Below are 11,331 nucleotides of genomic sequence, written 5' to 3' on the forward strand. Positions count from 1 at the left end.
CTCCTGGGGGTGTGTACGGGTGGGAGCGGGATCAGAACTTGATGCCGCCTAGGAGGCTCGCGAGGCTCTCGCCGCCGGCCTCGATGCTCGGGGCGATGCCCGTGCTGGCGAGGTAGAAGCCGAACAGCGTGGCCACGATGGCGTGCGAGGCCTTGAGATTGTCCTTGCGGAAGTAGAGGAAGACGATCGTGCCGAGCAGGACGACGCCTGAGATGGACAGAATCATGTGTGCTCTCCTGGTCGAGGGGGACAGTCACCATGAGTTCTTCCAGGGTCACAAGATGTATCTATACGATAAAAGGGGTAAATGGGTTAAGTGGGGGCAATTTCGCCTGAATGGCGGAGTGGCCGCGGGGTTGTCCGAGCCGGGATGCTGCGCCTGACGGAGGCTCCTGTGAACTTTGCCTCGGGCGGCTCCGGTCATGTGCGCGCGCAGCCCAGTACTCTGGCGATTCACTCGTACGGCGGCACCGATCGGCCGTCGTACGCGCCCGAAGTTGTCCCTGGAGCCCGCCCGGGCTCGTACGCGCTCGCTGTGAGAGGCGGTCCGGCCCATGAGTGAAGCCCCCGACCCCGAGGTCGTGGAGCTCGCGACGAAGATCTTCGACCTGGCACGCCGGGGCGAGACCGAGGCGCTCGTGGCGTACGTCGACGCGGGCGTTCCGGCCAACCTCATCAACGACCGCGGCGACTCGCTCGTGATGCTCGCCGCCTACCACGGCCACGCCGAGGCGGTGCGCGCCCTCCTGGAGCGCGGCGCCGAGGCCGACCACGTCAACGACCGAGGCCAGACACCGCTCGCAGGAGCGGTTTTCAAAGGCGAGGAGGCGGTCATCCAGGTCCTCCTGGAGGGCGGCGCCGACGTGCTCGCGGGCACCCCCTCGGCCGTGGACACCGCCCGGATGTTCGGCAGGACACAACTGCTCGAACTGTTCGGCGCACACTGATCCGACTGTTCTGACCAGGTAAAACACGGAAGACGGGGGAGGCGGTACGGGGCCGCCGGAAATTTCGGTCGCGGCAGGAAGAACCCGCGAGTCATCATGACGTCGTGATTCACGGACACGATGGCTGGGCAGGTGTTGCCGCACCGCGTGGGCCGTGATGCGGTCCGCATGGGCCACCGACGAGAGGCAGAGGAAGATGGTCTTCAGCAAGCAAGAGACGGCGGGCGCTCCGACGTGTTGTCACGCGGCCAGGTAACGCGGATTCCCGGTTGCGTCGACGCTTGATGTGAGGCTGTTTCCCATGTTCGAACCGTTCATAGCGCCCAGCGGTACGCTGCTCGGCCTGCTCCAGCGGGGCCGCGGCGACGGTACGTTGCACGCGCTCACCGCCCCGCGGGCCGAGGCGCTCGCGGCGCTGAACCACTGTGTGCTGAGCGACCCCCGCCACGACTGGCAGGTGGAGAACCGCTCCCTGTACTACGCCCGTCTCTACCTTGACCTGAACGGCGAGCTGGACGAGATCGAGCGGCACCTCTTCGAAGCCGAGGACGTGCTCGACACCTGCGAGTCACGCACCGGGCTCGCCCTCGCGGTCCTCGGGCACCTCGCCTCGTACGGCAGGCGGGATGCGCTCGCCCTGTTGCGCAGGTATGCCGCATCCGGCACCAACTGGGCCTGGGCCCTCGACGAGCTCGCCCTCAGGGACGACGACGCCGGCCTGCGTTCCCTCGCCGCCCCCGTGCTGGCGCGCTTCGCCACCGATCCCGAGGGCGAGGCCGAGCTCGCCGCCGCCGTCCGTGACGCCTTCGAGCCGCGGCCCTGGCGGCTGTGGGCCGAGGATTCCCGCGCGTCGATCGCCACGCGCGTGCGTGCCGCCCACGAAACCGGGTCCTTCGACCGGTGGCAGCGCCAGATGCGACCATCGGGGCCCCGTCCGGGGTGGAGCGTGCAGGCTGTCTTCGAGTGGGCCCAGCAGGGCCTCGAGCGCGGTGCCGTGCTCCATGTGCCGGCCGCCCGCTGTCTCTCGGCCGTCGCGGGGCCCGAGGACCGTGCCGAGATCGTCGAAGCGTCCCGCACCGGCAGCGACGGCGCCCGCTGCACCGCCCTGCGCTACCTCGCCGACAGCAATGATCCCGACGTCCTCGACCTGATCGAGGGCGCCGTGGCGGACGGTTCGGCGGCCGTCGTGGACGCCGCCGTCGACGCCTTCGAACGGATGCGCAGCGTCGCGGCCATCGACCGGGCGCGCCGCTGGGCGCACCGCCCCGACGTGCTCGGAGCCGCCGCCGGACGCACCCTCGCGTGCAGGGGCGGCACCAAGGACAGTGACCTGGTCCTGGCCGCGCTCCGCGAGGCCGTGCGCGGCGAGGGACCCGACGCGCCCACCCTGTGGACCCTCGTCGACGGCACCGGACGGCTCGGCATCGTCTGCGCGGCACCCGTCCTGCGCCACATCTACCGCGAGACGGCCTCCTCCCACCTCCGCGGCCGCGCCGCCCGCGCGCTCGCCGCCACCGATCCCTCCTTCCCGGCCGGCTTCGCCGTCGAGTGCCTGTGGGACTGCGAGGAGTCCACCCGCGAGATCGCCGCCCGGCACGCGGAGACCGGGGACGCACGCGTCGTCGAACAGCTCCGCCGGCTCGCCGCCGACCCCGCCGAGGAGGCCGAGGTCCAGACAGCCGTACGCAGCCGGATCGGTCCGGACGCACCCGCCGTGTGAACACCCAGCGGTGTGAGGACTCGCTGGGTGAACCTTGGCAATACCCACCACGACAACGACCGCATGAACGATTGAACAACTGAATGAACGGCTGGTGACCTGGGAGAAAGACATGTGGAGCCGGGCGGGAGCGGTGCACAACGCTCACGCGTCGTTCCCCGCCCGGACAGATCCACGTTGACGCGGCCACGTCCAGCACGAGGACAACACGGGTATGCGTGTCGTCATCGTGACCGAGTCCTTTCCCCCCGATGTGAACGGCGTGGCCCACTGCGCCCTGCAGACCGCCAGGCACCTCGCCGCGCGCGGTCACGCCCCGCTCGTCGTGGCCCCGGCCACCGCCGCTGGTACCGAGGCCGACGCCCAGGCGCCGTGCCCCGTCGTCCGCGTCCCGTCCCTTCCGCTCCCGGGCTACCCCCAGGTCCGCGTCGCCCTCCCCAGCCGACGCGTCGCCGCGGCCATCACCGAGCACCGCGCCGACCTCGTCCACCTGGCCAGCCCCTTCGTCCTCGGCGTACGCGGCATGGCCGCCGCCGCCCGGCTCGGCATCCCCGCCGTGGCCGTCTACCAGACCGACCTCGCGGGATACGCCCGCACCTACGTGCACGCGGGCGAGAACGCCGCCTGGCGGCGTATCCGCTCCGTGCACACCGCCGCGAACCTCACGCTCGCCCCGTCCAGCGTGGCCCTGAACGACCTGGAGTCGCACGGTGTACCCCGGGTCAAGCTGTGGCCGCGCGGCGTGGACACCGTCCGCTTCCGCCCCGACCACCGCGACGAGGCCCTGCGCCGCGAACTGGCGCCGAACGGCGAGCTGATCGTCGGCTACGTCGGCCGGCTCGCCCCCGAGAAGCAGGTGGAGCTGCTGGCCGGGGTCTGCGGCCTCGACGGCGTCCGGGTCGTCGTCGTGGGCGACGGCCCCAGCGAGCCCGGCCTGCGCGAGACCCTGCCCGGTGCCGCCTTCCTCGGCCGCCGTACCGGTCACGACCTCGCCCGGATCTTCGCCTCCCTGGACGTCTTCGCGCACACCGGTCCCTTCGAGACCTTCTGCCAGACCGTCCAGGAGGCCATGGCGAGTGGGGTGCCCGTCGTCGCGCCCGCCGCCGGCGGCCCGCTGGACCTGGTGGCGCACGGGCGGACGGGCCTGCTGGTCCCGCCGCGCGACGCGGCCGCCGTGCGGGACGCCGTGGAGGTCCTGGTCGCCGACCCCGTGCTGCGGGCCGAGTACGGCGCGGCGGCGCGGGCGATGGTCGAGGGCCGCACCTGGGAGGCCGTCGGTGACCAGCTGATCGGGCACTACGCCGACGTGCTGTCCGCGCGGACGGCGGTGGCGGCATGAGCGAGTCGCTGCGCATCGTCCGGCTGGCGAACTTCGTCGCTCCCGCCTCGGGCGGCCTGCGCACCGCGCTGCGCGAACTCGGCAAGGGGTTCAAGGAGGCCGGGCACGACCCCGTCCTCATCGTCCCCGGCGAGCGCCACACCGACCGCGAGACCGAGCAGGGACGCGTCATCACCCTGCCGGGGCCGTCGCTGCCCGGCACCGGCGGCTACCGCGTCCTCGCGGACAAACGGCGCGTGGCAGGGCTCCTGGAGTCGCTCGTGCCGGACCGCCTGGAGGTCTCCGACCGGACGACCCTGCGGTGGACCGGCAAGTGGGCACGACGGGCCCGGGTGCCCGCCGTGATGGTCTCCCACGAGACCGCCGACGGGGTGATGCGGACCTGGGGGCTGTCCGAGGGCATGGCCCGGCGTGCCTCCGACGCCCTCAACGTCCGTACGGCCCACACCTACTCGAAGATCGTGTGCACCACCGAGTTCGCCGAGCGCGAGTTCGTGCGGATCGGGGCGCGCAACGTCGTACGGGCCCCGCTCGGCGTCGACCTGGTGGGGCGGCACCCCTCGTTGCAGGACCCGGGGCTGCGGGCCCGGCACGCGGGCACGGGGGACGTGCTGCTGGTGATGTGCTCCCGGCTGTCCGTCGAGAAGCGGCCCGTCACGGCGCTCGAAACGCTGGAGGCGCTGCTGCGGCGAGGGAAGCGGGCGGTCCTGGTCGTCGCCGGGGACGGGCCGTTGCGGGGCCGCCTGGAACAGCAGGCGCAGGGGCTCCCGGTGACCTTCCTGGGGCACGTGGCCGACCGGGAGATGCTGGGCGCCCTGCAGGCCTCCGCCGACGTGTGCCTGGCTCCCGGGCCCGCGGAGACGTTCGGGCTCGCCGCGCTGGAGGCGATGGCCTGCGGCACGCCCGTGGTGGCCAGCGCCTCGTCCGCGCTCTCGGAGGTCGTCGGGTCGGCCGGGGCCACGGCTGCCGACAACGGGGAGTCGTTCGCCGACGCCGTGGAGTTGTTCCTCGCGCGCCCGGAGCAGGAGCGCAGGGAGGCGGCACGCGCGCGTGCGGAGTGCTTCGGATGGACGACCGCGGTGGAGGCGTTCCTCGCGGCCCACGACGCGGCCGTACGGCGTCCCCTTCGTGAGGGAGCCGACCCCGTCCGGGAGGGCGTCGGATGAGACCCCTGCGGTTCGTGGCCCTCGGCGACTCGCTGACCGAGGGCATCGGGGACCCCGTCGGGGACGGCTGGCGCGGCTGGGCCGCCCTCCTCGCCGACGGGCTCGGCCCGGCCGTGGACTTTACCAATCTCGCGGTCAGCGGCTCCCAGACGCGTGACGTCCTGGAGCGGCAGACCCCCGCCGCGCTGGCCCTGCGACCGGGCGTGGTCTCCGTCGTCATCGGCGTCAACGACACCTTGCGCTGCACGTTCGACATCCACGCCGTCGCCGCCCGCCTCGACGAGGTCTACGGGGCCTTCCGCGCCCAGGGCGCCATCCTGCTCACCGCCTGCCTGCCCGACCCCGGGGCGATGCTCGGCCTGCCCGGCACCCTCGCCCGTCCGCTCGCCCGGCGGCAGCGCGCGGTCAACACCGTGGTCCACGCCCTGTCCGAGCGGTACGAAGCGGTTCATCTGCACGCCTCCGAAGGTGAGTGGCTCACGGACCGCGCCATGTGGAGCGCGGACCGGCTGCACCCCGGCGAGCGAGGGCACCGGCAGCTCGCCCTCCGCTTCCACGCGCTGCTCGCCGAAGCGGGCCTCGCCACCGGGGCCGGACCGTCCGCCGAGCCCGAGTTCCCCGTGCCCACCCGGTCGGCCAGTCTGTGGTGGCTGGCCACGAAGGGCACCGGCTGGGTCGCCCGGCGGTGCACCGACCTCCTGCCGCAGCTCCTCACCCTCGCCGCGGCCGAGATCCGCCACAAGGCCCGCGGCACCAGTGGCAGGCTGGACCTCAGCGCCTCCCACGCGGTGGCGTCGGCCCTTGCCGCGCTGACGGTGAGGGAGCGCACGGAGGCGGCGTGACCGGGCGCCTGCGTGGGATCCGGCCCCTCCGGGGTGCCTCAGCCCCTCCGGCGTACGGCGACGAAGCGCACCGGGGTGCCCGGCGCCGCCTGGGCGGTCGCGGGCAGGTCCGCCGCGTGGACGACCGCGATCACGGGGTAGCCGCCAGTGGTCGGGTGGTCGGCGAGGAACACGACCGGACGGCCGTCCGGCGGGACCTGCACAGCGCCCAGGACCATGCCCTCGCTGGGGAGTTCGCCCGGGACCGCCCGCTCCAGTGCGGGGCCCTCCGTGCGCAGTCCGATGCGGTTGCTCGCGGTGGACACCGTGTACGCGCGCGTGGTGAAGGTGCGGACGGCCGCCGTGGTGAACCAGTCGTCGCGCGGGCCCAGGGTCACCCGCAGGACGAGCTCGGTGGGCGGCGCCGGGTGCGGAACGACGTCCACGCGCGCGTGCGCCCTCGGCGGCGGCCCCAGAGGCAGCACCGTCGCGTCGGCCAGCGGAGCGGGTCCCAGTCCCGACAGCAGGTCCGTCGAGCGGCTGCCCAGCACCGGCTCCACGGCCACGCCACCGGAGACGGCCAGATAGCTGCGTACCCCCGAGCGGGCGGGCCCGATGTCGAGCAGAGCCCCTCCAGGGACCCGCAGTGCGGCTCCCCAGGGCGCCGGGCGCCCGTCCACGGTGACCGCGCAGGGGGCGCCCCCAACGGCCACGGTGAGTGTCGAACGCGTCCGTACGGCACATCCGTTGAGCGTGGTCTCCAGGACGGCCGCCTCCGGGGAGTTGCCCACGAGCCGGTTGACCAGCGCGGCCGCGGGCGCGTCCAGCGCTCCCGAGCGCGGCACGCCCAGGTGGGCGTGACCGGGCCGCCCCAGGTCCTGGACGGTGGTGAGGGCTCCGGCGCGTACGACGGCGAGGGCGCGATCGGTCACGGCGCCCCCACCGGGACGAAACGCACGCGCGTACCCGGTGACAGCAGAGCGGCCGGCACGCGCGCGTGGTCCCACAGCACCGCGTCCGTCGTGCCGATCAGCTGCCAGCCGCCGGGGGAGGAGCGCGGGTACACGCCCGTGTACGGGCCGGCCAGCGCGACCGAGCCCGCGGGCACGGCCGTCCTCGGGGTGGCCCGGCGCGGCACCTGGCGGGGCAGACCCGTGAGGTAGCCGAAGCCCGGGGCGAACCCGCAGAAGGCGACCCGGAACTCGGCCGCGGAATGGGTGCGGACGACCCCGGCCTCATCCATGTCCCAGTGCGCGGCGACGTCCGCGAGGTCGGGGCCGTCGTAGCGCACGGGGATCTCGACCACGTCCTCCGCGCGCGGGGGCACGGGCGGCACCTCCCAGGAGGCGAGCCGCTCGGCGAGGCGGGACGGGGCGTCCACGCCGTCCAGGAGGACCGTGCGGGCCGCCGGGACGATCTCGGCCACCGCCAGGTCGCCCGCGGCGCGGCGGCGCAGCAGTTCGGCGTGCAGGGCCTGCGCCTCGTCGCCGGTCCCCACCTCGATCAGGAGCGCGCGGTCCCCGACCGGCAGCGTCCTCATACGAACGCCTCCACGCGGACACCCGAGGACTCCAGCTCGCCCCGGACCTTGCGGGCGAGCTCCACCGCGCCCGGGGTGTCGCCGTGCAGGCACAGCGAGCGGGCGCGGACCAGGACGCGCTCCCCGGTGAGGGACGTGACCGCCCCGTCGCGCGCCAGGCCCACCGACCGCTCGACCACCTCGTCCGTGTCGGTGATCACGGCGCCGTCCTGGCCGCGCGGCACCAGCGTGCCCTCGTCGGTGTACGCACGGTCCGCGAACGCCTCGGTGACCACCGGCAGCCCGGCCCGCTCGGCCAGCTTGAGGAAACGCGAGCCGGGCAGCCCGAGCACGGGCAGCGTGACGTCCGCGAGCCGTACGCCCTCGACGACCGCTCCGGCCTGCTCCTCGTCGTGCACGACGCGGTTGTAGAGCGCGCCGTGCGGTTTCACGTACGCCACACGGGCCCCCGCCGCACGCGCGAAGACCTCCAACGCGCCGATCTGGTAGGCCACTTCGGCCGCCAGCTCGGCGGGCGGCACGTTCATGGCGCGCCGCCCGAACCCGGCCAGGTCGCGGTACGAGACCTGCGCGCCGATCCGTACGCCGCGCTCGGCCGCGAGCGTGCACACCCGCCGCATGGTGACCGCGTCCCCGGCGTGGAAGCCACACGCCACGTTGGCACTGGTGACGACGGACAGAAGCCCTTCGTCGTCGGTGAGACGCCAGCGGCCGAAGCCCTCGCCGAGGTCGGCGTTCAGGTCGATCGAGGTCATGGATCTGCGCAACTCCTGTTCCGTGTCTCCTTCTCAGGCCACGCGGTACTGCTCGTCGCGGGCGTCGGTCAGGAACATCTGGCCCGGTGCGTGGGTGATGGCGAACGGCGGGCGGGATGCCATCACCGCGGCCTGCGGAGTCACTCCGCAGGCCCAGAACACCGGGATGTCGTCCGGTTCGGCGTCCACCGGGTCGCCGAAGTCGGGGCGGCCGAGGTCGTCGATGCCCAGCGCCGAGGGATCGCCGCAGTGTACGGGGCTGCCGTGCACCGCCGGGAGCAGGCCGCTCTCGCGCAGGGCGGCCGCCAGGTGCTTCGGCGGCACCGGCCGCATGGACACCACCAGCGGGCCGTGCAGCCGCCCAGCCGGCCGGCACTGGCGGTTGGTCACGTACATCGGGACGTTGCGGCCCTGCTCGATGTGGCGGATGGGGACGCCCGCCTCGGAGAGCGCCCGCTCGAAGGTGAAACTGCAACCGATCAGGAAGGACACCAGGTCGTCCCGCCAGTGCGCGCGCACGTCCGTGGGCTCGTCCACCAGTTCGCCGTCCTGCCACACCCGGTAGCGCGGCAGATCGGTGCGCAGATCCGCCCCGTCCGCGAGGACAGTGGTCCAGGAGCCGGCGTCCGTGACGTCGAGGACCGGACACGGCTTCGGGTTGCGCGTGCAGAACAGCAGCATGTCGTACGCCCAGTCGGCCGGCACCGAAATCAGGTTGACCTGGGTGTGGCCCGCCGCGACGCCGGCTGTCGGGCCCGCGAGCCCTTCCCGGAAGCGGGCCCGGGCGGCTTTCGGGCTCCACGCGTGCGCGTGCTCGTCGACGAGGGTCAAGGGGCTGTCCTGGGCGGTGGTCGCGCGGTTCACACGAGTTCCTTTCCACGCGTCTCCGGCAGTCCCAGCAGCGCGATCGCCGCCAGGCCGTAACCGATCGCGCCGAAGACCAGCGCGCCGCCCACACCCCAGCTGTCGGCCAGGAAGCCCACCGTGGTGGGGAAGACGGCGCCCACGGCGCGGCCGGTGTTGTACGTGAAGCCCTGCCCCGTACCGCGCACGGCCGACGGGTACAGCTCGCTCAGGAACGACCCGAATCCGCTGAAGATCGCCGACATACAGAACCCGAGCGGGAAACCGAGCACCAGAAGCAGGGTGTTGGCGCCGCTGGGGATGTTCGCGTACGCCAGGATGCACAGCGCCGACAGGACCGCGAAGAGCCAGATGTTCCGCCGGCGGCCCAGCCTGTCGGTGAGGTAGCCGCCCGTGAGGTAGCCGATGAAGGCACCGGAGATCAGGAACGTCAGGTAGCCGCCGGTGCCGACGACGGACAGTTCCCGCTCGCTCTTCAGGTACGTGGGCACCCAGGTGGCCAGCGTGTAGTAGCCGCCCTGGACACCGGTGGACAGCAGCACGGCGAAGACCGTGGTGCGCAGCAGTCCTGGATCCGCGGCCGTACCCGGCTTGAAGATCGCCTTGAACGAGCCCTTCTCGCTGCTCCTCTCGCGCGCGGCCTTCGCCTCGGGGGCGTCCTTGACCTGGCGCCGCACCCACACGACGAGCAGCGCGGGCAGCGCGCCGGTCCAGAACATCACGCGCCAGGCGACGTCCTCGTCGAGGAACTGGAACACCAGCGTGTAGACGATGACCGCCAGCCCCCAGCCGACGGCCCAGGAACTCTGGATCGCGCCGAGCGTCCGCCCCCGGTGCTTCGCGCTCGCGTACTCGGCGACCAGGATCGCGCCGACCGCCCACTCACCGCCGAAGCCGAGCCCCTGGAGGGCCCGGAAGACCAGGAGGGTCTCGTAGTTGGGCGCGAAGCCGCAGGCCACGGTGAAGACGGCGTACGTGATCACGGTGATCATCAGCGCCTTGACGCGCCCGATCCGGTCCGCGAGCACGCCCGCTGCCGCTCCGCCGATCGCGGAGACGACCAGCGTGACCGTGGTGAACAGGCCCGTCTGGCCGCTGTCCAGGCCGAAGTAGGCCGCGAGCGCCACCATGCTCAGCGGCAGCGTGAAGTAGTCGTACGAGTCGAGGGCGTAGCCGCCGAACGCGCCCGCGAAGGCACGGCGGCCGCGCGGACCGAGGGCCCGCAGCCAGGCGAACGCGCCGTCATCGGCGCCGGTTTCGTCCGCTTTCGGGTGGGTTTCGCCGGTCACGGCCTGAGAGGGGGAGGGAGAGGGAGGAGTCGTGCTCATGGGCACCTCGCAATGAGGGACGGAGGGTGCGTGAGGAGACGGGCAGTTGCCTTGCGTTCCCAGCAAGGTAGGGGATCGTTGAACGATCCTTCAATACCTATGTTGTTTCGTTCTTGTATCTGCGATTGAATTCGAGGCATGGCAGAACTGACGGGACTGGCTGAAGACCGCGCGTTGTTGGGCCGCACCAGCACCGCCGAACGGGTCTCGGACATCCTCCGGAGCCGGATCGCCGAGGGCTTCTTCCCGCCCGGGACCCGACTGTCCGAGGACAGCATCGGCGGCGCGCTCGGCGTCTCCCGCAACACGCTCCGCGAGGCGTTCCGCCTGCTCACCCACGAACGCCTGCTGGTGCACGAGCTCAACCGCGGCGTCTTCGTCCGGGTGCTGACCGTCGAGGACGTCGAGGACATCTACCGCGTCCGGAGCATCGTCGAGTGCGCCGTCGTCCGCGGTCTCGGCGCGCCGCCGTACGCCGTGGACGGGCCTGCCAAGGCCGTCGCGGACGGGCAGAGGGCGGCGCGCGAAGGTGACTGGAAAGGCGTGTCCACCGCCAACATCCACTTCCACCGGGAGCTGGTCGCCCTCGCCGGCAGCGAGCGCACCGACGAACTGATGCGCAGCGTCTTCGCCGAACTCCGCCTGGCCTTCCACGTGGTGGACGACCCACGCCGCCTCCACGAGCCGTACCTGGCACGCAACCAGCAGATCCTGCGGACCCTGGAGTCGGGCGAACGCGACGAGGCGGAGAAGCTGCTGGAGGCATACCTCGCGGACTCGCTCACGGGACTGGTCGAGGTGTACGGGCGGAGGGTGGCTCCGTAAGGGGTGGGGGCGCCCCTGAAAGGGGC

General features: G+C 72.7%; 12 protein-coding genes. 6 read left to right on the forward strand and 6 right to left on the reverse strand.

Annotated elements, in window-relative coordinates:
- Positions 1 to 31 precede the first annotated feature (31 nt).
- Entirely contained in the window at positions 32 to 226 is a 195-nt protein-coding gene (locus FNH08_RS32155) for a hypothetical protein (protein ID WP_152775053.1), read from the reverse strand.
- Between the two features lie 328 nt (positions 227 to 554).
- On the opposite strand from FNH08_RS32155, the gene FNH08_RS32160 reads away from it, so the two are divergent.
- From FNH08_RS32160 to FNH08_RS32180, 5 genes are all read left to right on the forward strand, one after another.
- On the forward strand, positions 555 to 947 hold the full coding sequence (locus FNH08_RS32160; RefSeq protein ID WP_152775054.1) for an ankyrin repeat domain-containing protein: 393 nt from the start codon (positions 555 to 557) through the stop codon (positions 945 to 947).
- Positions 948 to 1,248: 301 nt separating this feature from the next.
- Positions 1,249 to 2,667: a HEAT repeat domain-containing protein gene (locus FNH08_RS32165; protein ID WP_152775055.1), complete on the forward strand. Its 1,419-nt coding sequence runs from the start codon at positions 1,249 to 1,251 to the stop codon at positions 2,665 to 2,667.
- Between the two features lie 214 nt (positions 2,668 to 2,881).
- Complete coding sequence (locus FNH08_RS32170) at positions 2,882 to 4,006, forward strand: glycosyltransferase family 4 protein (protein WP_152775056.1); 1,125 nt, start codon at positions 2,882 to 2,884, stop codon at positions 4,004 to 4,006.
- A complete protein-coding gene (locus FNH08_RS32175) occupies positions 4,003 to 5,172 on the forward strand; it encodes a glycosyltransferase (protein ID WP_152775057.1) in 1,170 nt (389 codons plus the stop codon). The genes FNH08_RS32170 and FNH08_RS32175 overlap by 4 nt, the downstream gene beginning before the upstream one ends.
- Entirely contained in the window at positions 5,169 to 6,014 is an 846-nt protein-coding gene (locus FNH08_RS32180; RefSeq protein ID WP_152775058.1) for an SGNH/GDSL hydrolase family protein, read from the forward strand. The genes FNH08_RS32175 and FNH08_RS32180 overlap by 4 nt, the downstream gene beginning before the upstream one ends.
- 38 nt (positions 6,015 to 6,052) lie before the next feature.
- Here the strand turns inward: FNH08_RS32180 and FNH08_RS32185 are convergent, their stop codons facing one another.
- From FNH08_RS32185 to FNH08_RS32205, 5 genes are read right to left on the reverse strand one after another with little or no spacing between them, the layout of a single operon-like run.
- Entirely contained in the window at positions 6,053 to 6,925 is an 873-nt protein-coding gene (locus FNH08_RS32185) for a 5-oxoprolinase subunit C family protein (protein WP_322725860.1), read from the reverse strand.
- On the reverse strand, positions 6,922 to 7,533 hold the full coding sequence (locus FNH08_RS32190; protein WP_152775060.1) for a 5-oxoprolinase subunit B family protein: 612 nt from the start codon (positions 7,531 to 7,533) through the stop codon (positions 6,922 to 6,924). Before FNH08_RS32190 ends, FNH08_RS32185 begins: the two co-directional genes overlap by 4 nt.
- Positions 7,530 to 8,288: a LamB/YcsF family protein gene (locus tag FNH08_RS32195; protein ID WP_152775061.1), complete on the reverse strand. Its 759-nt coding sequence runs from the start codon at positions 8,286 to 8,288 to the stop codon at positions 7,530 to 7,532. The genes FNH08_RS32190 and FNH08_RS32195 overlap by 4 nt, the downstream gene beginning before the upstream one ends.
- Positions 8,289 to 8,321: 33 nt before the next feature.
- Positions 8,322 to 9,152 carry a putative hydro-lyase gene (locus FNH08_RS32200; protein ID WP_322725861.1) on the reverse strand — a complete coding sequence of 277 codons (831 nt, stop codon included), beginning with the start codon at positions 9,150 to 9,152 and terminating at the stop codon, positions 8,322 to 8,324.
- Entirely contained in the window at positions 9,149 to 10,480 is a 1,332-nt protein-coding gene (locus tag FNH08_RS32205) for an MFS transporter (RefSeq protein ID WP_152775062.1), read from the reverse strand. The genes FNH08_RS32200 and FNH08_RS32205 overlap by 4 nt, the downstream gene beginning before the upstream one ends.
- A 138-nt stretch (positions 10,481 to 10,618) precedes the next feature.
- Between FNH08_RS32205 and FNH08_RS32210 the strand changes: the two genes are divergently transcribed.
- Complete coding sequence (locus FNH08_RS32210; protein WP_152775063.1) at positions 10,619 to 11,305, forward strand: GntR family transcriptional regulator; 687 nt, start codon at positions 10,619 to 10,621, stop codon at positions 11,303 to 11,305.
- Positions 11,306 to 11,331 lie beyond the last annotated feature (26 nt).

Origin of the sequence: Streptomyces spongiae, from assembly GCF_009377185.1 — a bacterium.
GTDB lineage: Bacteria > Actinomycetota > Actinomycetes > Streptomycetales > Streptomycetaceae > Streptomyces > Streptomyces spongiae.

Bases quoted from the DNA above. Each gene is read 5' to 3' on its own strand.
- FNH08_RS32210 (WP_152775063.1), top strand. From the start codon at position 10,619: ATGGCAGAACTGACGGGACTGGCTGAAGACCGCGCGTTGTTGGGCCGC.
- FNH08_RS32190 (WP_152775060.1), bottom strand. From the start codon at position 7,533: ATGAGGACGCTGCCGGTCGGGGACCGCGCGCTCCTGATCGAGGTGGGG.
- FNH08_RS32165 (WP_152775055.1), top strand. From the start codon at position 1,249: ATGTTCGAACCGTTCATAGCGCCCAGCGGTACGCTGCTCGGCCTGCTC.
- FNH08_RS32155 (WP_152775053.1), bottom strand. From the start codon at position 226: ATGATTCTGTCCATCTCAGGCGTCGTCCTGCTCGGCACGATCGTCTTC.
- FNH08_RS32175 (WP_152775057.1), top strand. From the start codon at position 4,003: ATGAGCGAGTCGCTGCGCATCGTCCGGCTGGCGAACTTCGTCGCTCCC.
- FNH08_RS32205 (WP_152775062.1), bottom strand. From the start codon at position 10,480: ATGAGCACGACTCCTCCCTCTCCCTCCCCCTCTCAGGCCGTGACCGGC.
- FNH08_RS32180 (WP_152775058.1), top strand. From the start codon at position 5,169: ATGAGACCCCTGCGGTTCGTGGCCCTCGGCGACTCGCTGACCGAGGGC.
- FNH08_RS32170 (WP_152775056.1), top strand. From the start codon at position 2,882: ATGCGTGTCGTCATCGTGACCGAGTCCTTTCCCCCCGATGTGAACGGC.
- FNH08_RS32195 (WP_152775061.1), bottom strand. From the start codon at position 8,288: ATGACCTCGATCGACCTGAACGCCGACCTCGGCGAGGGCTTCGGCCGC.
- FNH08_RS32160 (WP_152775054.1), top strand. From the start codon at position 555: ATGAGTGAAGCCCCCGACCCCGAGGTCGTGGAGCTCGCGACGAAGATC.